This window comes from Phocaeicola intestinalis (assembly GCF_014837065.1).
GTDB classification, from domain to species: Bacteria; Bacteroidota; Bacteroidia; order Bacteroidales; family Bacteroidaceae; genus Phocaeicola; species Phocaeicola intestinalis.
Genome location: NZ_JACSPP010000029.1, coordinates 18,066 through 43,751 on the forward strand (window position 1 = coordinate 18,066; position 25,686 = coordinate 43,751).

A 25,686-nucleotide genomic window follows, 5' to 3' on the forward strand; every position below is an offset into this window, starting at 1 on the left:
AAAAAAACACCCGACTTTACATTCTTGGGTGTAAAGTCGGGTGTTTGTTCTGTAAAACATTGATTTTCAATGTTTATTGCGGTGCGTACGGGACTCGAACCCGTGACCCCATGCGTGACAGGCATGTATTCTAACCAACTGAACTAACGCACCATTTTGTTTTTCTTTCGTTGCTATCTCTCTCGATTGCGGTTGCAAAGGTACAACTATTTTTTAAACCTGCAATACATTTCCCTGTTTTTTTTCATTTTTTCTTCATTTTAGGGGAAAAAGGGGAGAATTTCAGCTGAAATCTCCCCTTTATAACAAGCTTCAAGTGATTTTTTTCATTTAATACGCTTATATCCGTATACTGCCAAGTCACCCAATTCTTCTTCGATACGGAGCAACTGGTTGTATTTCGCCATACGGTCCGAACGGCTCAGCGAACCGGTCTTGATTTGTCCGCTATTCGTTGCTACAGCTATATCGGCTATGGTGGCATCTTCGGTTTCACCCGAACGATGGGATGTAACCGTAGTATAACCATGGCGGTGTGCCATCTCGATAGCATCCAGCGTTTCGCTAAGTGAGCCTATCTGGTTTACCTTTATCAATATGGAATTAGCACATCCCATAGCGATTCCTTTCGAAAGGAATTCTACATTGGTTACGAACAGGTCATCGCCTACCAGCTGGCAACGTCCGCCGATACGTGCCGTCAGTTTCTGCCAGCCTTCCCAGTCGTTTTCACTCATACCGTCTTCGATAGAATCAATCGGATACTTGTCAATCAGTTCTTCCAGATAAGCGATTTGTTCATCCGATGTACGTTTCTTTCCTTTTTCCCCTTCGAAAATGGTGTAATCATATACTCCATCCTTATAAAACTCAGATGACGCACAGTCCATACCGATTTTTACATCCTTGCCTGGTTCGTAGCCTGCTGCCCGGATAGCGGCAAGGATGGAGTCAAGTGCGTCTTCCGTACCATTCAATGTCGGAGCAAAACCTCCTTCATCACCTACCGCCGTACTCAGTCCACGGTCGTGCAAAACCTTCTTTAAGGCGTGGAATACTTCTGCCCCCATACGCAAGCCTTCACGGAACGAAGAAGCACCTACCGGACGAATCATAAACTCTTGGAATGCAATCGGGGCATCGCTATGCGAACCGCCATTGATGATGTTCATCATCGGAACCGGCATTACATACGTATTTACCCCTCCGATATAGCGATAGAGAGGAATGTGCAGGTAATTTGCAGCAGCTTTTGCCACGGCAAGCGAAACGCCCAAAATGGCATTGGCACCCAAATTCGATTTTGTCTTGGTGCCGTCCAGTTCCAACATTTTCCGGTCGATGGCACGCTGTTCCAGTACAGACCAGCCCGTCAAAGCCGGAGCTATGACCGTATTGATATTCTCTACAGCCTTCAATACACCCTTACCGCCATAGCGTTTCGGATCTTTATCGCGAAGTTCCAACGCTTCGTGCTCGCCTGTAGAAGCCCCGGACGGAACCGAAGCACGTCCCATTATACCAGATTCCAGCATTACATCCACTTCTACGGTAGGATTGCCACGCGAGTCGAGCACTTCACGACCTATGATTGATTTGATTTTCATACATTTATTGATTTTAAAAGTTATTTTCTATGTCCGCAAAATTGCAAACTTTCATCTGTTTTGTCAATACCTGAAAGTAGGTATTTTAAACCGCAAGGGACACAGAAATACCCCTGTATCCCTGTGTCCCCTGTGATGAATTACCGAGCTGTCAAGCAAGGCTTAATAATTCGTTTTCTGCACTTCAAAGTAAGCTTGTGGATGCAAGCAAGCCGGACAAGTTTCGGGAGCTTCCGTACCTACATACAGGTATCCGCAATTACGGCATTGCCATACCACTTCGGTATCTTTCTTGAATACCTTACCTTCTTCTACATTCTTTGCCAGTGCAAGATATCTTTCTTCGTGCCCCTTTTCGGCAACAGCTATTTCACGGTACATCTTGGCGATAGCAGGAAATCCTTCTTCATCGGCAATATCAGCAAACTTCGGATAGTCCAGCGACCATTCCTCGTTCTCACCTGCTGCAGCAGCCTTCAGATTTTCCAGCGTAGTTCCGATGACACCCGAAGGATAGCTGGCTGTGATTTCCACCATTCCGCCTTCCAGCCATTTAAACATCCGCTTGGCATGTTCTTTCTCCTGGTCTGCAGTTTCGGTAAAGATAGCGGCAATTTGTTCATATCCTTCTTTCTTTGCCGCACTTGCAAAATAAGTGTAACGCATTCTTGCCTGTGATTCGCCAGCAAATGAAATACCCAGATTCTTCTCTGTTCTTGTTCCTTTAATACTTTTTCCCATAATCGTTAGTTATTTAGTGGTTAGACATTGTTTTCTTTTCAACATTACAAAGATAGTATTTTTATTCAAATTTGTAATCATTACAATCAATCTTTTATGTTCTATTAAGACTTTCTTGCCTTTTCTTGAAAGATTAACGGGAATGTAGTCGTTTATGTTCGGATAAATATATACTTTTGCACTTCTTTTTTATTATTTTAATTATTTCAATAGGTATATGAAGACATTTCAGTTTAAGCCGAAGCTGGTAGATACGCTTCGGAACTACACCCGGTCGGACTTCTCTACCGACCTGATGGCAGGCATCATCGTAGGCATCGTAGCCCTTCCGCTTGCCATTGCTTTTGGCATCGCTTCGGGAGTAAGTCCCGAAAAAGGCATCATCACCGCTATCGTAGCGGGATTCATCATCTCGCTTTTGGGCGGGAGCAAAGTACAGATAGGCGGACCTACGGGAGCCTTTATCGTTATCATCTACGGCATTATCCAGCAATACGGACTGGAAGGCCTGATGATAGCGACCTTAATGGCGGGCATACTCCTTATTATATTAGGAGTGTTCCGGCTTGGCACCATCATCAAGTTCATTCCCTACCCCATCATCATCGGTTTCACAAGCGGTATCGCCCTGACCATCTTCACCACACAGATAGCTGATGTATTCGGCCTGCAATTCGGAGGTGAGAAGGTGCCGGGCGACTTTATCGGCAAATGGATACTCTATGCACGTCATTTCGATACCGTCAACTGGTGGAACGTAGCGGTCAGCATAGCCAGCATCCTGATTATCGCGCTCACGCCCAAGTTCTCGAAAAAGATTCCCGGCTCGCTGGTAGCGATTATCCTTGTGACCGTAGCGGTATACCTGATGAAGATGTACGGAGGTGTGACCAGCATCGACACCATCGGCGACCGCTTCAGCATCCAGTCACAATTACCCGAAGCTACCGTACCTTCGCTCGACTGGGAAGCGGTGAAAAACCTTTTCCCCGTAGCGATAACCATCGCCGTGCTGGGGGCAATAGAGTCTTTACTCTCCGCCACCGTAGCCGACGGAGTCATCGGAGACCATCATGACTCAAACACCGAACTGGTGGCACAGGGCATTGCCAACATTATCTCACCCATCTTCGGCGGCATTCCTGCCACGGGAGCCATTGCCCGCACCATGACCAATATCAACAACGGAGGCCGCTCGCCGATAGCCGGTATCGTTCATGCCATCGTGCTTCTGCTCATCCTGATATTCCTGATGCCGCTCGCCAAGTTCATCCCGATGGCGTGCCTTGCCGGCGTGCTGGTAGTAGTATCCTATAACATGAGTGGCTGGAGAGTATTCAAAGGGCTGCTGAAAAACCCGAAATCCGATGTCACCGTATTGCTTATCACCTTCTTCCTCACCGTGATATTCGACCTGACCGTGGCTATCGAAGTGGGGCTGGTCATCGCCTGCGTATCGTTCATGAAACGAGTGATGGAGACCACGCAGATATCGGTCATTACCGATGAAATCGACCCCAACAAGGAATCGGACGTGGAAACGCACGAAGAACACTTGGTTATCCCCGAAGGCGTGGAAGTATACGAAATAAACGGACCTTACTTCTTCGGCATCGCCACCAAATTTGAAGAAATCATGGCACGGCTGGGCGACCGCCCGCAGATACGCATCATCCGCATGCGCAAAGTGCCTTTCATCGACTCTACGGGCATACACAACCTGACTACCCTGTGCGAGATGTCACAAAAGGAAAACATCCACATCATCCTTTCGGGTGTCAATCCGCAGGTGCACGCCGTATTGGAACGGTCGGGCTTCTATACTTTACTGGGCAAGGAAAACATCTGCAGCAACATCAACGAAGCACTCGATGTGGCACGGAAAGAGCTTGGCGTAAGCTGATGCCTTAATCTGTTAAAGACTTTTGAATAAGAAGAAACGTTTCTTAAAGCATGTTATAAAACACGTTTTTATAACCCTAATGCTTGCATATTTCCCAGAAGTCCGTACCTTTGCAATGTGTTTTTCATAGTATTAGATTTAAGGTTAACAAAGGTTGGAGTACAGCGGTACTCCTTTTTTTATGTCCGTACGTTTCGTATGTCCCGATTCTCCAGACTATAAAATAAACTTCGTCGACCTTCGGTTCCTCATACTCAATACTTGCGAATTGCAAGAGTTGTTGAGCGAAGCGAAAAAATCCGCAAGAACAGATATGGGATGATTCATCAAAGTGTTGCCTTGCCTTGATGTTCTTTCAAGAACTTGTCACGAATCAGCAAACCGATTATGTGGAGGTAAATCTGTACTGACTTCCCGTGCTGATAAGCAAAATCTTTTATCCGGATGATACTATCCGCATCGAAAAACTTTTCGGGTTCTACAGATGCTGTCATAAAACAATATTCTTGTACATCGTATGCCGTATTTACTCCCGACAGTTCGATATTCTTCCGAATCTTTTCCCAGTTTTTGCTAATAATGCCATCTGCATCTATCTGCGTGGCAATTTCTTTACCCTCATTTGTCAACGATATGGGGCTGTGGCTTTGTATCAGGTTTGCGCCACCGTTGCGCAGGAAATCCATGTTCCCTTTGATATATGACATATCTCTTCTTATCTCATCGATTTTGTTTTCTACGCTCTCAAACCGTCTTCGCGTATTATCCTCATTACGGTCAAGCGTGTTCAAGACGCGTTGTTCCATTTCCTGTTCGTCTTTCTCCAGCTCGGCATGTCTGGCATGTATCATCGTCACTTTTTTCGTGATGAAATACACCAACCAAAATGCGAGCATGATAACGGCAAAGGTGATTGCTGCCGATATTCCGAATGTGGCTGAAATGAATTTAAAAACCTCTTCTTGCATACTACAGACTATTTGATTAATGGTATTGCAAATATAGATATAATCTGCGAGATTCTACACCGACAGAATAAAGAAAACGTTTTTCTTTAGAGGAAAGATATAAAATTTCTGCCGGAAAGAAAAACGATGGTGTTGTTTTATTTGTTATAGTAGAACCAAATCGGTTTGTGGGAAATGGAACGCAGAGACACAGAGGTGCAAAGTTCTTTTCAATTGACAATTGATAATTGACAATTGCGATGTCGCACGGTTCATTGTCCATTGTCAATTGTTCATTGTCCATTGTCTTTGTGTTCAAAACCTAAATGCGTTATTCTGTAGTTGTTGGAGTGACTGCATAACAATAAACCATATTAGCCGAGGCATCTCCTCCGCCAGTGTTTCCCCGCATTCCCAGTTTTAAATAATATTGTTCCACTTCGCGGGCTACGACCGAAGAGTCAGCAACACGATAAATCCACCAGGAATTTTCTTTCACATGATGTTCCTTAAACAATCTGTTCCGGGCATCGCTTGATATGCCGATATAGAAATCGGAATAATAACTTCGTCCGCTTTTCTGCAGATGCTCATTTATGTCTTTGATGATTTGTTCGTAACTATTTGCCATATCCTCAATGCTTTTATAACTTTGTCATTACTATTAAAAATCATGCTTTTGCAAACTTACGAATAAAACAAGAAAATATCAATAAATCAATAGCCGATTTTGTAATGGTCAAGCCAATACCAAAGCAATACAAGTACTCGAAAAAATCCCACCACATAAACCTTGGTATTGTTTAATATAAAGGGAATATTCGTTTACTCGGTGACATCACGGACGCAGCGGACATTAAAATTCCATGCACCTCCCCAGCTGTTATAACTTCCAGATTCCTCCAAAGAAATATTTCCTCCTTCATACTTATATCCATACCTATATTGATTGTTCAATGGAGAAAGATAGTTTGAACCATTTCTACTATCGTTTGCATACCAATAAAAAAGGGTACGGCTATGGTAGTTATGATCAGTAGTAGTAGGAAAATCTGACAGTATTCCGCCTTTTACATATGAATTCAAAGCTAAAAATAATAATTCTCGAAGATTTGGCATTCACCAACTATGTCCATCTTGTTGATAATTTTGACATATATTCGCATATAAGGCATGCGCTTGTGCAGCATTAATATGACCAGTAGCATCAGCTGTAGCATATTCAAATTTAGAGTAAACACGATTATGTGTACTGCGATTGGTGTGAGTATTACTTAATTCTCCATGGCTTAAAGCTACACCTTTTACTGCATCATTATCTAAATAAGTAAAAGATATAACGCGTTCATTTCTTTCCCAATAATTCTGAGGCACTTCATTTTCATTATCTATAGTTGTATTCCCTAAATTACGGACACACCGATAATAACGATAAATAGGAGTTTCACTGCTCGTTGTTTTCCAAGCAATGGTTTGCCCGTATGTGCTGGTAGAAAAACCTTCCTCTGACCAAAAAGTCATTACTTCATCACTTTCTATTTGATTATATTCTGGATTGGGAATGACATCATCTTTCTCTGTTGTAATAGTTTTTGAATCTACGTCATTGTATGTACTGCTATAAAAATGTTTTAACCGCCAATCAGAATGTGTATAGAAACGGCTTTCTTGCGTTAAAGCGTTTTCACCCATATATAGAGCGGCATATTGATTCAGAGCCGGCAAATACCATTTAATTTCATCCTCATCTATCTTGCCATCTCTATTTACATCACGGTTTCGTTGCAGGCAAGCTATATATACATTTCGGTAATTGTTTTGTAGACCAATATAAGCAGTTTCTGTTTCTGTCGGTACAATGGCAGGAGGAGTTGTATAGCCATTATCAGCCGCATCAATATAGTTATCCCACTGAGAGCTACCCCAACTCATATTCCCACCATTATTGTTTGCCCACATTGCTTTGGTATTGGTCAATCCTCTCCGGAAGTCTTGCGGATAATCTGAAGAGTTATTAGCAGAATACCCCATAGATGTTATTTCACTTCCTGTTTCGCTGATAGTTTCCACCCCTAATGCAGAAGTCAATCCTGTCAATGAAACATCTGTATTATAAAAGGTTTGTATGGAACGCTGGCTAATGACATAGGCTGCATCCACAATGCTGCTTTCGCCATCCGCGCTGGAGCGCACATCACACAACAACTGTAGAGTGCGGTTAGGTTGATTTACGGCATACTTCCAAGCAGGAACACTTCTGTCAACATTGGTAGCAGTGGCAGGTATAGCATATTGTGCACCGTTATCATAATCATCTTGATATCCGCTTTCATTTGCATCATGGGTATAGTAATATTCATTCACGAAACAAGTAACCACAAACACATCGTTCCTCCAACGTGAATCGTGTTCATGGTCTGCAAGATATTTAAGTATTTCTATTAATTCATCTACAGTTAATAACTCTTTCTCATTATAAGAACCGTTATTGTATATTCCTTCACTTGCATTTCCTTCGCTATAACTCTGCAGGTCATCGCTATATATTCCTCCATTGTCTATCTTGTTTACAGCAAAACGCACCCAGTTAGCATCTGCTGCTCTGTTTTCATCCGTGTCTGCCAAATATTCCGTAAAAGGTGTACGCACCCGATAAGTAAGCCTTGAAGGAGATTCTGTCACCATAGCTTTGGTAAAACGCATCAAACAGGTTTCATAATGTGCATCCAATGTGTATAAATTCGTTTCATTGGTAAAATAAATATCACCCGTAGCACCCGGTTGATTTTCTTGATTTGTTTCAACTTCTACAATGATATTGTCTACCCCATTTACAGACACATTGTAGATGTATTCCGTGTTTCTTTTAGTATGAAAATTAGAATAGTCGTAGCCATTTGCTTCACTAAAATCACCCAAATGGATTTTATAAGTCACTTCTGCATCAATAGGAACAACATTACCATTTTCTCCGTTCTCATAAGCATACCCGGAAAATGTTCCATTGATGATAACATACGTACCCCGTTCTGGAGCATAAGACCATGCGCCATTATCCATTGTTCCATCAGCATTTTCCTGCTTTTCTTGCCGTTCACGATCGGTATATTCCAACGGAGAGCCATCAGTTTGCGTAGCAGATTTAGCAGACTTTCGGTTTTCCGGTAAATAAAATGTAAACGTTTGATATGTTTTATTATTTTCCGTAACATTCGTAGAGATAGTAATAGGAGTAGTTTCCGGGATTTCGTAATAATCATTTTCAGATACATTATCACCGCCTGAAGTACCATCCCAATCTTCCGTTTCATTCATCATTCGGGAATAGCGAGGAATATTCACAACTCGAAAAGAAGTTGGAGTAAATGTGGGAGTATTACCACCGTTTACCGTCAATACTTTATCTCCTGTGCGCAAATTGAATGTAATGCAGGCATCTGTACGATATAATTGGATTTCACCGGTCAAAGTTGCAGATTGTTCCGGAATTACACAATAACCGTCGCCACGATCTTCACCGCTTGTTGGAACATATTTGCCAGACATCGCAAAAGAAGATTTCTGGCGGTTGATGACATCAGGATTCAATGCATCCACCAGACCGATTCGAAGACTTTTTAAATCGTCCATACTAAAAGTTCCCACTGTAGCATTGGTTAACGCCGCTTGAGTAGAACGTGTCACATTGCTGTTCCCATATTCAGAAGGCAATCCTTCTCCGTGTATATTGGCAACAGCCATGATGTAACTGACTCCCGAGGTCGTGTGGATCGTTATTTGCTTTTCGAACGTAAACCGATCATCTGCAGCATTATGGTACTCCTTGGTTTTTAATATCTTGTTAGAGTCAAACACAAATATGTAATAATCATATACCACATCATCACCTTCCGCCCGTGTTTCTACAGTTTGTTGTACAGATGTACCAAATTTAACCTTAATTTCTACTGGTATACCTTCGCGTACATTTGTTTCTACCGGAAGATCCAAATCATCAGAACACGAAGCAACAAAGATAATGCTGCATAAAGCAATCCAATATTGTATGTATGCCTTCAATTTCATAGTGTATTCATTTTTCATCATACATTCAATCGAATGTGATATTATTTTCTATTTGATCGCAAGGTACAACTGTGATTGTTAGCGTGACTGCTTCTACACTAAACCCCGTTACCTCAAGTTGATAAATATTATTGCGCACAATGGCATATTCCATCGGGCTAATTTCGTCATTATTATCAGCAGCGTGTCGAATCCAATAGCTGTAATAACGTGTTTCGCCGGCCCCATTTGTATTGCCACCTGCATAGTAAGTGGTTTTAAAAACAATTCCAGTGCAACAAGCTGCAACATTAAACCCATCAGACACACGAAACACATTTTCTTGCGTATAATCTAAACGGTAATAGATCGTTCCTGATTCGTCTGTAGAAGTGACATTTTTATCCAATATTCTCCATTCACTATTCTCAGACAGTGATAAGGTCGGATAATAATTTGCATAATAGGTAGCACTTGGAGTAAAATCATCGTCTAACGTTTTGAGGTCTACAACATAATTCTCAGCAGGAGTATCATTGTCACCAATTTCATCACCTAAATATTCTATCGTATTATCTGTTATACTGGTTGTTATCCTCTTAAAAGCATAGGTATCCCCTATGTATTTGTTGACTAACATAGCTGATTCTATCTTAACCTTAGCGCTCGAATTATCTATTTCATAATAATCATCTTCCCACGCACAATCCACCCGTGCCGTCATCCGCTCAATATTTACTGATACTGGTTCCGCTGTGGCTGGAGTATTTGCTTTTATATCTATAAAAGCGTCTGATTCTGATGACATTAAGAAATATCCGTCATCGGTTATTGTTTCCGATACTTGATAATCACGTAAATTACCTAAAGTTTGTAATGTCGCATTATTACTTAAATCACCTGCATTGGCTATCACTAATACATTATATCTTTCGCCTATTTGCAACTTGTCACTTACATCTTCTGTGGCAGAATAATAAACCGCATCATAATCACCTTGCCCTATTCCACCAAATAAGTTATTGTTGTCTTGGCTAAAATATAGGCAATGAGTTATTTCTGTATTTGCATCCGAGTTTATCCCATCATCCCCTTGAAAGAAAAACACATTCAAGTCATGCACCGTGCTCTCCTCAACTGTACCTGCTTGCGGACCATCACCGCCTTCTCCTGGCGTAGGCACACGCGAAGCATTGCTGCCGCCCGTATTCACTACCACACTTACATACACGCCGCTGCCTGCTTCCTCTTCTTCTGCGGGAGAAGCGGGAAGCGTGTCGTCCTTGCAGGCAGTGACGAGCAGTGCCAGCAGGAAGGGGAGGAGGAGGTATGTCAGAGCGTTTCGTTTCATGGTTTTGCTTAGTCTAATGATACATTCTGGATGCGCTTGCTCCAGCCGAGGATGCCGATGGATACTTCGGCGTATTGCCACTCGCCACCTTGCAGGAAGAAGGTGAGGCGGAAGTCGTAGCCGCGGTCGAGGAACTCTTGGAGGGAGTAACGCTGCGTTTCATCGTAGTTGCGAAGCTGACCCAAGAGGTTGCACAGGTCGGCTTCTATCACTGTATGGTCTGTGTCGCGGTGGCGGATGACGAGGCGTGCACGGTCTTCTTCGGCGCCATCGGCATAGAGACGTGAGGTCATGAAGTCGGCATGCGCCGTGCGTCCGGCGTCCGACCTTGCTGCCGAAGCATCGGTGTCCGAGGTGTTCCAAGTGGCGTAGGGCGTATAGATAGCCGTGCGTGCTTGGGCAGATGCTTCCAGGTCGTGCGTTGCTGGGCTGTATGCCATGGTCAGGTCGCGGTGGTAAATGAAGAAATCATAGTCGGCAACGTCCATGGTTTCGGGACGGTCTATCTCACGCAAGGATACGGATATCGACTTGGTGTCGCGCACCAGCGAAAGTGTATCGTAAGCATAGCCTTCGGCAGGGACGTAAAGAGGCGTTGCGCTGACGGCGTGCCAAAGCGTGTCCAGCGGCAAGTTGCCATGGGGCACCGTGGCGAAGCCGTTGCCCAGGTCTTGATGTGCCAGCGATACACTGAAGTCGTCTATCCCGTCTCCGGCATCGGGTGCCGACCAGGTGAAGTTTGCTCCGGGTCCGGCTTGCAGCTCGTCGAAAGAACGCTGCTGGGCTACGGCAAGGAACTGGTAGTTTCCTTGGGGCAAGTCGAGGTACAGGCAGGGCTGCGTGCGGCGGAGATTTGGCTCGATATAGGAAGTGACAAAGCGTCCTTCTTCATCGTAAACAAATACGCCTACGCTACCCACGTGGCCGATCATGTCGGCACGCTGCAGGTTGTAGTCGTACTTGAAGCTAAGGCATACGCCGTGTTCGCATCCGCTGCGGTCGTCGTACATCCAGTCGGTGCAGGCGGAAAGGGTGATTCCAGCCCACAGGATAGCCAGCATTCGTAGGGTATATATCGCTTTCATTTAATAATTAACAATTAATAATTAATAGTTAATAATGAACACTATGGCACAGAGGTTTTCTTTCCTAATTTGATGAAAATCAGTTGTCATGCTGAACGCAGTGAAGCATCTCGGATGCGCCCACGTGGATGTTCACGAGATCCTTCGCTCCGCTCAGGATGACATTGCTTATATTTTGCTTTTACAAAATTAGAGGTCTACGTTTTGAGAACGTTTTGCCCAACTGAGGACGTTGATGGTCACATTCACAAAACCTTCTGCCGAATCGTCAGGATCAGGTTTTGGTTGATCAACTTCCGGATCACCTGGACCACTGATAGAATTAATATTTATTTCATACCAGTTATTACGAACTACACCATAACGACCTAAATGTTGCAATTTATAATCAGTAGCTGCTGCTATACCACTTTCAGGAACTATAACTCCTTCTCCATCTTGGAAATGACGAATTAAAGTAGTACGATAGAAGTTAAGACCGTCTTTGTAATAAGAAATTCTTCCTCCTACTACAGCACTTACTGCTGCTACTTGAGCCGTTTTCTTAGTTCCTGTAGCACTAAAAGTTAATATATCTTCTACATTAGTATATGTACCAGAGTTAGCACCTTGTTTTACAACTAAATCCGAATAGCTATCAGAATAAGTTGCAAAGTCATTTTCGTCTGCAAGAATTTTGTTAGCTTCTGTTATGAGATGTTCAATAAAACAATCGGTGTGGGTGCCGGTACTTTCTCCTACTTGTTTTTCCGGATACTTAGTGTCGCTTATCCCACAGATAAAGAAACTTCTTTGGGTTGCTGCTTTGTCTCCATTAAACTTCGTCCAATAATTTGTTCTCAATAAAACTGTTGTCGTACGATCTTCTAATTGCTGGTCATAATTCATCGTATTTTCCAAACAATAACAAGCATTATCAGTTTTTGTTGTTGGTAACTCGGTTTCCCAAGTCGGCTCACTCGGTATAAACGTTCCATTTTTAATATAATAAGTTGTAAAGTCTGTTGCATCCGATTCTCCAGAACCAACATAATTACCATCTTTTGCCCAATAAATTCGATAATAACCATTCTCTCCTGTTATTCCGAATGAAGCATTGATGCTTCTCGTTCCTGCAAACCTTTCCGCCCTATTGCCGGTAGCATTTGTTGTTTCAAGCCAATCAGTTGTGTTAAATCCACTAACATCACGTACCAATTTCGTAGAATTGTTTGTTACATTCAAACACCAACCTGTAAATTCTACTAAATCGCCAGTTGGTTCAGAAGTTCCACTTGCATTAAGTTTGGTTACTTTAATTTGTTTATTTGCATCAAAGCTTGTACTGCTCAAAGAAACTTTAGCTACTACACGTTCTACATAAATAGAAGAACCAGGATGACTAAGTGCATCGGCTTCTGTATCATATACTGTTACAGGGACCAAAGTGTAAGCTTTTGCACTCGCAATGCTACCACTATTACCAGCTGCACTAGAAAGAGGTGCGTTAGTCATCGTAAATTGATTCTTAGAAGTCCCTATAAAAGCTGAAAGGTCAACGTCAGCCCCATTTAATTTTGCTTGAAGTGCAGAAAGCTTACTTCCTTGCACTGTCGCAGTTCCTGCTGTTAATGGGGTATTGTTTACAGATAAACCACCATTCGTTGGAGAGATTAAATCTGAATCATAATTTAAAATCACAAGTACGTAAAGTTGTTCCGTGCTTTCAACTTTGGGTGCTTCTGTAATAACTGAAACTTGTTCAGTTACTTGTGGGGTTTCAGTAGAACCAGAAACCGTTAAATCTGCTTTGGTTAATGGATAGGCTTTCACAAATTGTGCATTTCCATCAGGATCTGTAGGCGGATTTGTTTGAGAATCTCCACTTTTATCATCTTTAAAAAAAACTAATATGGCATTTTCTATGTTATATTCTTTAGGATCACCATCTTCAAGGCTTACATTTGCACCTGATTCTCCATTATCTGTTGATCTTGAAGAATTTCCGCTCGTAGTAGGCATATTAATCGCCACTTTCACATATCCCTCCGTAGTGCTCGGAGTATCTCCACCCGCATTTCCTGCGCCTGTGTCTTCCAAATTGTCGCTACATGCGGCAAACATGCCTGCCGCGAGCAACATTGCTAAATACTTCACTTTTTTCATAATCGTAGTATAATTAAATTAGTAATCTCTTTTTTAGTTGGCTAAGTTTCTTAATACACTTGTTACCTTTTGCCTTCGAACTTATGGGAAATACGGGAAAAAGTGAACTGGTCTTATGAAAAAAGACTATGATATATGACTTTGGCAAGGAAGCGACTTTCGCAGTACCGGGAGGTTCAGTCCTCGCAAAATCCTAAGGGCTCAGGACTGCAGTCCTTATAGTACTAGGACTGGAGTACCGGTGCAATGGGACAGCAGTCCTACTGCATTGGGACTGGCGGATTGATTGTATTATTCGAAAAAGTCAGTAGTATGACTAGGAAACTGTTTTGAAATTCTACAAAAAATCTAATGGATTCCGCAATTCACCCAATTGCCATGTAGGGGCGTATCGCATATGCCCGAATGCGCCAACTAATCCACGTGGATGTTTTTCAGGGCGTATGCAATACGCCCCTACATAGGATGTTTGCGGATATTTCATATCAAAACAGTTTCTAAGCAAATGCAGAAAAATATAACGGAATTTTATTGGGCTGATATGCCGAGATGGGCTTTTGCCAACTCTTTCAGCCGGACTATTTCTTCAGCAGAAATCGTGTCGACCTTTTCCTTGTCATAAATGGTGAGCAAGGTAATGATGCCGCTTTCCTCATCTATCTTATATACATAGGTAATGACCCGTGCACCATGACTCTTGCCACGGTTCTTGCTGGCTATCGCCATACGTACTTTATGCACGCCGTCGCCTAAGTCGGCTCCGGCGGTAGGGTTGGCATGGAGTTCGTCCAACAAGCGGGCATAATCTTGCTTTATCGACTTATATTTCTTGCTTAACCGTTTTAGTTCACGGTCGAAATCAAGAAGCGTATTGATGCTATAATTCATTCAGCAATTCCTCCGCTGTTTTCAGTTTTACGCCATCCCGCTCTGCACGATACATTTCTACAAAGGCGTTATACAAATCGTTTGCAAACTGCTCCTTGGTCACATGGTCGGATTCCTCTTCCTGCTCTTTGCGCTTTACGGCGGCAAGGGCACGTTTCAAGGAACGTTTCACCTTCTCGATAACCTCAATGTTATCTACGCGTTGCAATTCGTGAATCAGTTCTTCACGCTGCATTTCCAATGTCAGGTTGTTTGTTGCCATATCGTTTTGAGTTTTTGAGTTCTTAAGTTTTATTGAATATCCGCGAATATTCCCTGTGAGGGCGCATTGGGCAAAATGCGAATATTCATTTAAACTTATCACTGCAAAGTTAATTGTTTTTCCCGTATTTCCCAATAAGTCAAAGAACGAAAGTTATCTCTATCAAAAACCACTCTCTTTTCTTTCACCACCGATTACACAGATTTTTTATTGGCAATGAAAAATTAATTATTCAATCTGTGTAATCTGTGGTGAGCCTTCAAATGCCCGACAGGTTGGCTTGGGCTTCCTCTAGTCCGGCTTCGGAAGCCTGGTGAAGCCAGCGGACGGCTTCATCGTACCGTTCCAGCATACGTAAGGCTACGCCCCGTGCATTGGCTGCCTGCGGACTGTCGCCTGCTTTCATCAGGTAAGGCATTGCCTGCTGCGCCAGTCCTTGTTCGAGCAAGGCATTTGCCGCATTGAGGTTTGCCACCGGGTCGGTAGGGTAGTATTGCACGGCTATCTGGAACACCTCGATAAACTCCGGACTTCCGGGACGGTAGGTCTGCGCCACGGCAAACATTTCCTGCAACGACAGGTTCTGCGGACGGGTGCGGATGACCTGCTTCGCCTCATCGACATTGAATCCGCGTATCACATAGTCGATGCGGTAATCGGAACGGCGCAGTCCGGGATAACAGTCGGCAAGCAGGGTGCGGTATGCCTGCGGATAAGCCGAACGCAAGCGGTGCTCTTTGGCATCAGGCTCATCTTTGCTATCGATTATCTCCAGAATGCCTTCCTTATCGGCAAGGTTGCTTCCGGCTACATAGGCACGCAGCCCTTCCCAGTTCTCGGGCTCGCTATCTACGGCAAACAAGCTGCCAGCCAGCCCGTAACGGCTCATGATATATTCTTTTAATGCCTCGGTACGACCTTCTGCCAGACGTGCATTCGAACGGTAAGTACCTTCGGGCGAAGCATATCCCTTGACGTATATCTGCACGATATTCACGTCTTTATCGGCACGCACACTGTCTATCGTGGCACGTATCTTTGCCAGTTCTGCCGGATTACGCCGGTAATCGGGGTAAATTTCAGTCTTGTTGACAGGAAAATCGAGATAAGCACGGCCGCTGAGCTGACGGCTCTTTACGGTCTCGACCTGCGGAGCAATGTATGCCAATGCCGGATGCCACGCAATATCTGCTACGGCAAGGGGCTGCTGCATGGTGTTTATTACTTGTCCGCACCCGCATTCGTCCTTACCCAGATAGAGCGACGCACCTTCCATCCACGGCTGGTAGGGCAGGACTGCCTGATAGGGAAGCCGGGACGGCATCCCTTTACCGGCTTTCATCACGCGGCAAGGCGTTCCGGCATAAACAAGCGAATCATTACGCAGGTAATACAGGTAACGCTTGCGGCCCATCAGTTCGACGGAGGGCAACCATTGCCCGCCGCTTTCTCCCTTGAAAAACGGCTGAAGCACCAGCGAACGGTTGGAACGTATCTGAAGGCTATCGAGACGGAACAGCAATGTGATGCGTACACTGTCGCGCACACGGCTGATCTGTACGTCATCGACACCGACAGCATTGCCCGCCGATGGTACCTGTGCAAAAGACATGAGTGGCAACAAAGCCAACCCGCTCCCGAACAAATAAGATAATATGTTACGTGTCATTCTTTTCATATCCACCGCCTCCCTTCCGTTAGAATACATAAATGAGATTGACCGCTGCTTTGGTAGGTCCCACGTAATGGTGTGGCTTGTTGTTTTCCAGCTGCTCTCCGCAGCGCGGACACTCGTACTTATCTGCCTGTGTATAGACATATCCGATGCCTATCTCAGCCTCTACACTCCAATGCCTGCCCAGCATCCAGTGGTATCCGTAGGCTATGCCCGCCCCTACCAGCCAGCCTTCGTAGCGGTGTTCTTTCAGCTGTCCGAAATCGGTACCCAGGAAAGTAAAGTCTGTATTCCAGTTTCCCATATTATAGATGCCGCCTACAAGATGCGCACCGACAAAATGTCCGTTAAAACGTTCGCACAGCCAATAGCGTGCTTCGGGCTGCAGCACCCAGTGTTTCCATTTCTTATTATCGCTGAAAGTCCATGCATTGAGATTCCCCGATATGTCTACAGTCCATTTCGGAGCCACTTTAAATTCTATACCAAGATTTGCTGTTGCGGTTATGTCGTATAATAAATTAGTCTTTACCACTACATTCTGTGCAGATGCGGTAAGACTTGCCACGACCAGACAAATACTTACAATTAGTAATCTCATACTGAACTTTTTTAATCTCTATCGAACCTCTATCAAAACGGGGTAAATGTAGCAATTAATTACTAAATACAAATATATTTAAGATACGAGTGCTTAATTTTTAAAACACATTAACGAATAGGGGGGGGCAAATTAACAAGTTGTAAAATAACGGATAATTTCAAGATAAGGAGTTATTCCAAGAAGTTAAAGTGAGTGAGAAGCCAATACTTTTACTAATGGAAACCCTAACAGAACCATTGTCCTTTAACTCCTATGAGCGAAGCGAGCATAACTCCTTTTTATACCATTGGCATTTTGCAGATATTCAGAAACTGTTCCCAAGAACAAAAAAAATGGGAGAACGCTTTCTCCCAACCTTGTTAACCTTAAATCTAATACTATGAAAAAAATCACTTTGCAAATATAGTCATTCAGCTTGATTCTTCCAACATTATACAAGGATATTACAAATAGTTTAAAATTCTTTTGCATAGCTCCCGGACATTCATAAAAAACGAGTTGACAAGAAGACTTGGATTTAAATCCTTATCAACTTGTCAACTCGTCAAATATCCAGTGCCTGGTACCTAGTATCTAATACCTAGTCACCTAGTACCTGGTACCTAGTCACCTAGTACCTAGTCAACTAGTCACCTAGCCTCTGGCACCTAAAAATCATCAGTCTTTCAGTTTTGCCTTGATGAAGTCGCGGTTCAAACGAGCGATATTGCTGATTGAAACGTTCTTCGGACATTCAGCTTCACAAGCACGGGTATTGGTACAGTTGCCGAAGCCCAGTTCGTCCATCTTGGCAATCATGGCTTTCGCACGGCGCAAAGCTTCCGGTTTACCTTGCGGCAACAGATTCAGCTGGCTAACCTTTGCTGATACGAACAGCATTGCCGAACCGTTCTTACAAGCAGCTACACATGCGCCACAACCGATACAAGAAGCAGCATCCATCGCTTCGTCAGCCACTTGTTTCGGAATCAGGATAGCATTGGCATCCTGAGGAGCGCCTGTACGTACACTGATGAAACCACCAGCCTGCATAATCTTGTCGTAAGCCGTACGGTCTACCATCAAGTCTTTGATAACCGGGAAACCAGCCGAACGCCACGGTTCAACGGTAATGACATCGCCATCGTGGAAACGGCGCATATAGAGCTGGCAGGTAGTAGCACCTGTTGCAGGTCCGTGCGGATGTCCGTTGATATACAGAGAACACATACCGCAGATACCTTCACGGCAATCGTGATCGAATACTACCGGTTCTTTACCAGCCTCAACCAACTGCTCGTTCAAGATATCCAGCATTTCCAGGAACGAAGTATCGCCCGGGATATCTTTCATCTGGAATGTATCGAAATGACCTTTTTCCTTCGGTCCGTTCTGACGCCAAATTTTCAGCGTAAATGATATATTTTTATCCATTGTTTTTATTTTTAAGGTTACTAGGTACCAGGTACCAGGTAACTAGGTTTAAAATACAAATGACTTACGTTTGTTTATCAAAGCCGTCAACATTTTTATTATTTCACTGTTCATGCTGTCCAGCTCTTGATATTGTGCATCCGAAATATATGCAATATCCTTACAAATAAGAAACTGCGTTTCCAATTCTGATGCAGATCCTAAAGCCATATATAGGAAATGAATCAACTCTTTATCATACCCTCTGCCGAATCCTTCTGCAATATTTGACGGAATCGATACGGCAGCACGGCGCATTTGGGAAGTGATTCCATATATTTCTTCTTTAGGGAAAGCCTGAGTTACCAAGTAAAGACACTTGACCATTTCCATACTTTTCTGCCAAACGACCAATTCTTTATGGGTCCTCATAAGCTTATACTATTTAAAACCTAGTCAACTAGTCAACTAGTACCTTGTCAACTGAAATTAATTAACTCTTATAATTTCTTGTCTGAACTTTAATAGCTTCGTAAACCAGCGGTTCCTTGTAGAGAACCGGAGCTTTATCATCCGAGCCTTGGTATTCCCAGCAAGATACATAGAAATAGTTGGCATCATCACGTTTGGCTTCGCCTTCTTCGGTCTGATATTCTTCACGGAAGTGACCACCGCACGATTCGTTACGGTTCAATGCGTCGTATGCAATCAGTTCACCCATGGTGATGAAGTCGTTCAAGCGGATTGCCTTATCCAATTCTACGTTCAGACCTTCTTTCTTGCCCGGAATGAACAAGTTGGTTTCGAATTCCTTGCGGATATCTTTCAGCTTCGCAAGAGCAGTCTTCAGTCCGGCTTCGGTACGTCCCATACCTACGTATTCCCACATGATGTGGCCCAGTTCCTTGTGGATAGAATCTACCGAGCGTTTGCCCTGGATTCCCATCAGGTGGTCAATCTTAGCCTGGACAGCCTTTTCTGCTTCCTCAAATTCCGGCAAGTCGGTAGAGAAGCGGGAAACAGTGATTTGGTCTGCCAGATAGTTCTGGATGGTGTAAGGCAATACAAAGTAACCATCAGCAAGGCCTTGCATCAAGGCAGAAGCACCCAGACGGTTTGCGCCGTGGTCGGAGAAGTTACATTCGCCGATAGCAAACAGACCCTTAATGGTAGTCTGCAATTCGTAGTCTACCCAGATACCACCCATGGTGTAGTGGATAGCCGGATAAATCATCATCGGGTTGTAATATTTCACGCCGTTGATTTCGTTTGCCAATTTGCCCGGGTTCACATCGGTGATTTCTTCGTACATATCGAAGAGGTTTCCGTAACGCTGGCGCACTACATCCAATCCCAGACGTTCGATACTTTCAGAGAAGTCGAGGAATACAGCCAAGCCGGTATTGTTGACACCGAAACCGTGGTCGCAACGTTCCTTAGCCGCACGGCTGGCAACGTCACGCGGAACCAAGTTACCGAATGCCGGATAACGACGTTCCAGGTAATAGTCACGGTCTTCTTCCGGAATGTCACTGCCTTTCTTGGTACCAGCCTGCAAAGCCTTGGCATCTTCCAGCTTCTTCGGAACCCAGATACGTCCGTCGTTACGCAACGATTCAGACATCAAAGTCAACTTAGACTGCTTGTCGCCGTGTACCGGAATACAAGTCGGGTGAATCTGCACGTATGCCGGATTAGCGAAGAACGCACCTTTACGGTAGCAAGCCATTGCAGCCGAGCAGTTACATGCCATCGCATTGGTAGACAAGAAGTAAGTATTACCGTAACCACCGGTAGCGATAACTACAGCATGTGCAGCAAAACGTTCCAGTTTACCGGTTACCAGATTCTTGGCAATGATACCGCGGGCACGGCCGTCGATGATTACCACATCTTCCATTTCATAGCGAGTATACAGCTTGACTGTGCCTGCACCTACCTGACGGCTCAATGCCGAGTAAGCACCCAACAGCAACTGCTGTCCGGTCTGTCCTTTGGCATAGAATGTACGTGACACCTGTGCTCCACCGAACGAACGGTTTGCCAGCAGACCTCCATATTCGCGTGCGAAAGGTACACCCTGAGCCACGCATTGGTCGATGATGTTGTTCGAAACTTCAGCCAAACGATAAACGTTTGCCTCACGTGCACGATAGTCACCACCTTTTACAGTATCATAAAACAGACGATATACAGAGTCGCCATCGTTCTGATAATTCTTTGCAGCATTGATACCACCTTGAGCAGCGATAGAGTGAGCGCGGCGCGGAGAATCCTGAATACAGAAGTTAAACACACGGAAGCCCATTTCGCCCAAAGAAGCGGCTGCAGAAGCACCTGCAAGACCGGTTCCTACCACGATGATATCCAAACGACGTTTGTTGGCGGGGTTCACCAGTTTCTGGTGAGCTTTATAGTTGGTCCATTTTTCAGCTATCGGACCTTCAGGAATTTTAGAGTCGAGTATATTAGCCATAATTGTTTTCTTTTTTAGTTGACTAGGAACTAGTTGACTAGTTGACTAGGTTTTTTCATCCTTAATATAAAGTATCTGTAACCTAGTACCTAGTACCTGTAACCTAGTGCCTACATTATAAATTCTTCACAAAAAATACTACCGCAACCAGCATGAAGCCCAGCACGATAATCGTAGAATAAATGTTAGAGATGCACTTCCAACGGTTGATCCAGATGGTGTTGTTCCAGCCTAATGTCTGCATAGAGCTCCAGAAACCATGAGTCAAGTGGAACCACAAAGCGCACAACCAAACGATGTACAGAACGAAGAATACCGGATTAGAGAAAGTCTGTACAATGTAACCGTAACCGTCGGTTGCTTCCAGACCGCCCATCATCGGATTGCCTATCAATTCGGCAAACATCATGTTGTACCAGAAGTTGAACAAGTGCAACAGCAAGCCCAGGATGACAATCACACCCAAAGCCAACATGTTCTGAGAAGCCCATTCCACAGTTTTAGGCTTTGCACTCACCGCATAACGTTCGTTACCACGTGCGGCACGGTTCAACATCGTCAGCCAGAAAGCGTAAACGATGTGAATTACAAACAAGGCAGCTAACGCCAAGGTACCTATCAAAGCGTACCAGTTAGTACCCAAGAATTCACATACTGTGTTATAACCTTCCGCCGAAAACAGTGCAACAAGGTTCATCAACATGTGAAATGTAAGAAACAGGACAAGGGCGATACCTGTTACGCTCATCACCACTTTCCTTCCAATAGATGAATTACTTAACCACATAAATGATTGAATTTAAATTATTTAATTGTTTGAACTAAAATATCCTCCAGTACGGTCTGTTACACGATGCAAAATTAGAAGATTTATTGAGATAACACAAGCGATTACGGAAATAATTCTTTAAATTCAATCAGATAATGTGTATTCTTTCCATAAAATAATCAGTTCATTGAACATTTCGCACTGTTTCTGTAGAGACGATGTGCACATCGTCTCTACTACATGGCATATACAAAATGCACAATTTCATACAGCGCATGGTTAAGAAGGAACCTTCTTCGGAACATTCAAAAAGGATAAGTTAAACTTTATTAATGTCCATTTTTCGTGACAAAATATAGTCCCAAACATTTCCATTAAGGCTGTTTATACATCTTTTTATGCCCGTTTTAGCGCAATTTCCTGACTACAAAACCGGCACATATCCGGCACATTTAGTTAACAAATCCTAATGCAATTCGAATACATTCCTATAAATCAACCGTTTACAAACAATCCGTCAGTAGCCGGAGCGGTTACAAGCCTGAGTAGAAACAGGCAGATACAAAAGGTAAAGCAGGGCTTGCAAATACCTGAGTTAGAACGATTTGAGTTTTTTAATTTATAAATTAAATTTTATTTGTTATGAGAAAAAAGTATTTAAGTGCACTGCTGTTCGGAGCGTTATTGTTCGCTTCGGCAGGAACTTTTACCTCTTGTAAGGATTATGATGATGACATCAATAACCTGCAACAGCAAATCACTTCTAACAAGGATGCAATCGCAGCCTTGCAGAAGCTGGTAGGCGAAGGCAAGTGGGTATCATCGGTTACTCCTATCGAAAATGGTTTCACTGTAACCATGAACGACGGTACCACACAGAACATCACCGGTATCAACGGTGAAGACGGAAAACCGGGTACTGTCATCACACTTGACCCCACTACCAACAACTGGGTCATTGACGGTGTAGACACTGGCGTTTGCGCTAAAGGTGAAAAAGGTGAACAAGGCGAGCAAGGTGAAGCTGGCGAACAAGGTCCTGCCGGTGAAGCTGGCGAACCGGGCAAGTCTCCTTACATCGACAAGGAAACAGGCAACTGGTTTGTTTGGGAATGGGATGAAGCTACAAGCGAATACAAGGCTGTTGACTCAGGCGTATACGCTGGCTCTACCCAAATCTATGTAGTAGAAAAAGATGGTTTCATCGAACTGAACGTAGACGGAACAGCTTACCTGTTGCCTACTACTTCGGACGCTTATACAGTGGAAGCTCCGGCTGCTGTTGTAAAAGTTGAAGTGGAAACTGCAGAATGGAATCCGACAACTACCAGTAAAAACTATCAGGCTTTGCTGAAAGCATTCCCCGAAATCGGTGAGATTGAAAAAGAAACTTTGCTGAAACAAGGTGCCGAATTGCCTGTATTGGTAACTCCGGCTTCTATTGACTTAGCAGATGGATTTAAGTTCAGCTTGCAAACGTTGAAAGATGGTGTAGTAGAAGATATTACTTTGTCTAACCCGACTAAAGGCATTTCTGGTGAATGGAATGTTGATTATTGGGGTGTAATGAGTAGATCTGCCAGTGAAGATGACTGCTTGTGGACGCTGCAGGTTAATCAAGAAATGAATGAAGACGGTAAGTATGCTGAAACGAAGAGCGCTACCGCACTTGTTGTAGAAAATGCCAATGGCAAAGTGGTTAAAACTCCGTTTGCATATACTATTTCTAACACAGTAGTAAGAAATAATGTCATTATTTATCGAGGTGATAATCCTGAACTGGCTGCTGAAATCGATTTGTTGGCTCCGGTCAGCAACGAGCCTACGGCAACAGCTCCTATTTACTTCGAAAATGAATATGAAGGCAAATACATCATTGAGTTGGCAAACCAGCTGCAGGTTGAGAAATACGGTTTGTCAATCGTTGACGGTCATAAACTGGTTGTCGCTAATCCAGGCAATGACACGACGATTCCTGTAACCGTTAAAGTTACAGCACTTGGTCTGAACGGTTCTGCTGACAGCCAAACATTTACAATCTATGTTGCTCAGACTATCGCTTCTACCGGACAGTTGTCTGAAAAGAACATCACATTGTCTACTAAGGCTGTAAGCAGCAGCGATTCACGAATCGGACAAATCATCAAGTGGGATATCGAAGAACTTGGATTCACAACCGCTACTCAACTTAATAACTTTATTGCGGCTGGTCCGACTATTACTTTGGTAGACAAAGATGAAGTAGAATACGGTCCATATGCCGTTCAGGTAGTGAAAGCTGACGGTACATCGGCCAACTACTCGAATGCGGATGCATTCCAGTTCGTATTGCCGTCTACAGATGTAATTCCGGGTGACTATAAAGTTGTATTGGAGGCTGCCAATGGTACAACTGTAATCTACAAGACCGAAACTTCTATGGAAGTTACTAATCCGAAAGTTGAAGACCTGTTCGCTTTGGCTACAGCTTATACAGAAGACGGAAAGACTCTGCAGGTTGTAGGTAAAGTTAACGGTACACAAGTTTCTTATGGCATAGATGAAGGCGTTGTTCGTAAAGTTTCTAACATCGCTACATTGGTTGGCTATGAAGACCTTGACTATATGAACTGGTTAGAATCAGACGGTTCTCAAGCTTGGGGTTCTGAAAATTGGGTATACGGCAACGATATCGTAATTCCTATTGAAGGCGTTGCACTTGGCAATGAAGGCAAGAACCACATGAACAAGGAACGTAACATCCGCGGTACATTCTATCTGTTCGGCAATACTAACAATGAAATCGAATACGACTTCAAGGTTAAGGTTCTGAGTGCTGTTTATACTGCTGACGGTTCGAACATCAAGATCGATGACACGAAGATGGCTGGCGTATTCGGCAAGACTATCGACGTGACTACCGGTATCAGCGCAACTTATGCTGCCGGTATCAACATAGGCAAGAACTTGCAGTTATTCGCTGTTGACGGAACACCGAAGAAGATTAATAATTATAGTGCATATGCTACCAATGGCGGTTATGTTGTCAATGCAGAAGGCAAACCTATCGAAATCAGCAAGGACGATTTGATTGACTTTGGCATGACCATCGACGATTATACCAGCTTGACAGCTAATGACCACTTCTACATCAAAGTTAATTCTCAAAATGCTAAGACGTCTACTTTGATGGGCTGGCAAGACATCGTTAACCAGGTAGTAGGTACTATCTATGTTTACAATGCAGACAAGGGTACTTACGACCAAATCATCAAGGATGAAAACTTGAGTTCTACTCAAAAGACCTTAAAAGCACTCTTCGACAGCTACAAAGACGCAGCCGCTTATACCGCTCAGTATACGTTCACACCAGCTGCTACTCCGAGAGCTAACGAAATCAAGAACGTAACCTTCGCTATCGCCGACAACGACGGTAAGAAATACGGTTCAATTGATGCTGCAACAGGTGTAATCAAAACTGTATCTAACATCAGTGATTCTGATTTGGTTGACGGCAAGGCTACCATCAACGTGAAGATGACTGTAGAAGATGTTTGGGGCTTGAAGATGACTAAGACATTCCCTGTTACTGTTAAAAAGTGATTCTGGGATCTCTAAGCCAGACAATTAATAACCAAATGCTTACCTAAGATAAGAGAGGCGTTCTCAATCTCGTATTGAGGATTGCCTCTCTTTTCTTTTTTCAATTCAAACCGACAAACGGGATGTATCGCCAAACACTTAGTTCCTATGTTTGTAATGTGCTAGCAAAATAGCATAAAGCCAAGAGAATTATTAAATTTGTAAATGAAAGAAAT

At 43.6% G+C, this 25,686-nt stretch carries 18 protein-coding genes and 1 tRNA gene; 2 read left to right on the top strand and 17 right to left on the bottom strand.

Annotation, left to right across the window (positions count from 1 at the left end):
* Positions 1-79: 79 nt before the first annotated feature.
* The 3 genes from H9625_RS10115 to rbr all read right to left on the bottom strand — a co-directional run bounded on the left by H9625_RS10115 (position 80) and on the right by rbr (position 2,348).
* Positions 80-153, bottom strand: a tRNA-Asp gene (locus H9625_RS10115).
* A gap of 173 nt (positions 154-326) precedes the next feature.
* Positions 327-1,607 carry a phosphopyruvate hydratase gene (gene eno / locus H9625_RS10120; protein ID WP_022038855.1) on the bottom strand — a complete coding sequence of 427 codons (1,281 nt, stop codon included), beginning with the start codon at positions 1,605-1,607 and terminating at the stop codon, positions 327-329.
* Positions 1,608-1,769: 162 nt separating this feature from the next.
* Positions 1,770-2,348, bottom strand: a complete 579-nt coding sequence (gene rbr, locus H9625_RS10125) for a rubrerythrin (RefSeq protein WP_013618245.1) — start codon at positions 2,346-2,348, stop codon at positions 1,770-1,772.
* Positions 2,349-2,565: 217 nt separating this feature from the next.
* Between rbr and H9625_RS10130 the strand changes: the two genes are divergently transcribed.
* The gene (locus H9625_RS10130) at positions 2,566-4,251 is read left to right on the top strand and encodes a SulP family inorganic anion transporter (protein ID WP_191764197.1); all 1,686 of its coding nucleotides are present in this window, start codon (positions 2,566-2,568) and stop codon (positions 4,249-4,251) included.
* Between the two features lie 326 nt (positions 4,252-4,577).
* Here H9625_RS10130 and H9625_RS10135 read toward each other — a convergent pair whose 3' ends face one another.
* From H9625_RS10135 to H9625_RS10200, 14 genes are all read right to left on the bottom strand, one after another.
* Positions 4,578-5,219 (bottom strand): hypothetical protein, encoded by a 642-nt coding sequence (locus H9625_RS10135; RefSeq protein WP_191764199.1) that lies wholly within the window; start codon positions 5,217-5,219, stop codon positions 4,578-4,580.
* A 310-nt stretch (positions 5,220-5,529) separates the two neighbouring features.
* Entirely contained in the window at positions 5,530-5,829 is a 300-nt protein-coding gene (locus H9625_RS10140) for a hypothetical protein (RefSeq protein WP_191764201.1), read from the bottom strand.
* A 488-nt stretch (positions 5,830-6,317) separates the two neighbouring features.
* Complete coding sequence (locus H9625_RS10145) at positions 6,318-9,263, bottom strand: DUF4906 domain-containing protein (protein WP_191764203.1); 2,946 nt, start codon at positions 9,261-9,263, stop codon at positions 6,318-6,320.
* Between the two features lie 25 nt (positions 9,264-9,288).
* Entirely contained in the window at positions 9,289-10,593 is a 1,305-nt protein-coding gene (locus H9625_RS10150; protein WP_191764205.1) for a fimbria major subunit, read from the bottom strand.
* 8 nt (positions 10,594-10,601) lie between these two features.
* Entirely contained in the window at positions 10,602-11,678 is a 1,077-nt protein-coding gene (locus tag H9625_RS10155) for a FimB/Mfa2 family fimbrial subunit (RefSeq protein WP_087250747.1), read from the bottom strand.
* A gap of 189 nt (positions 11,679-11,867) precedes the next feature.
* Complete coding sequence (locus tag H9625_RS10160) at positions 11,868-13,823, bottom strand: Mfa1 family fimbria major subunit (RefSeq protein WP_191764207.1); 1,956 nt, start codon at positions 13,821-13,823, stop codon at positions 11,868-11,870.
* 528 nt (positions 13,824-14,351) lie between these two features.
* On the bottom strand, positions 14,352-14,711 hold the full coding sequence (locus H9625_RS10165) for a type II toxin-antitoxin system RelE/ParE family toxin (RefSeq protein WP_191764209.1): 360 nt from the start codon (positions 14,709-14,711) through the stop codon (positions 14,352-14,354).
* Entirely contained in the window at positions 14,701-14,973 is a 273-nt protein-coding gene (locus H9625_RS10170; RefSeq protein WP_191764211.1) for a hypothetical protein, read from the bottom strand. The genes H9625_RS10165 and H9625_RS10170 overlap by 11 nt, the downstream gene beginning before the upstream one ends.
* A 259-nt stretch (positions 14,974-15,232) precedes the next feature.
* A complete protein-coding gene (locus tag H9625_RS10175; protein ID WP_191764213.1) occupies positions 15,233-16,651 on the bottom strand; it encodes a DUF3868 domain-containing protein in 1,419 nt (472 codons plus the stop codon).
* A 19-nt stretch (positions 16,652-16,670) separates the two neighbouring features.
* Positions 16,671-17,249, bottom strand: a complete 579-nt coding sequence (locus H9625_RS10180) for a DUF3575 domain-containing protein (RefSeq protein ID WP_087250754.1) — start codon at positions 17,247-17,249, stop codon at positions 16,671-16,673.
* 660 nt (positions 17,250-17,909) lie between these two features.
* Positions 17,910-18,665 (bottom strand): succinate dehydrogenase/fumarate reductase iron-sulfur subunit, encoded by a 756-nt coding sequence (locus H9625_RS10185; protein WP_013618090.1) that lies wholly within the window; start codon positions 18,663-18,665, stop codon positions 17,910-17,912.
* Positions 18,666-18,713: 48 nt separating this feature from the next.
* Positions 18,714-19,076 carry a four helix bundle protein gene (locus H9625_RS10190; protein WP_191764215.1) on the bottom strand — a complete coding sequence of 121 codons (363 nt, stop codon included), beginning with the start codon at positions 19,074-19,076 and terminating at the stop codon, positions 18,714-18,716.
* A gap of 61 nt (positions 19,077-19,137) precedes the next feature.
* Positions 19,138-21,120 carry a fumarate reductase/succinate dehydrogenase flavoprotein subunit gene (locus H9625_RS10195; RefSeq protein ID WP_191764217.1) on the bottom strand — a complete coding sequence of 661 codons (1,983 nt, stop codon included), beginning with the start codon at positions 21,118-21,120 and terminating at the stop codon, positions 19,138-19,140.
* 115 nt (positions 21,121-21,235) lie between these two features.
* A complete protein-coding gene (locus H9625_RS10200; protein WP_087213311.1) occupies positions 21,236-21,907 on the bottom strand; it encodes a succinate dehydrogenase/fumarate reductase cytochrome b subunit in 672 nt (223 codons plus the stop codon).
* Between the two features lie 624 nt (positions 21,908-22,531).
* Between H9625_RS10200 and H9625_RS10205 the strand changes: the two genes are divergently transcribed.
* Positions 22,532-25,471, top strand: a complete 2,940-nt coding sequence (locus H9625_RS10205) for a PL29 family lyase N-terminal domain-containing protein (RefSeq protein ID WP_191764219.1) — start codon at positions 22,532-22,534, stop codon at positions 25,469-25,471.
* Positions 25,472-25,686 lie beyond the last annotated feature (215 nt).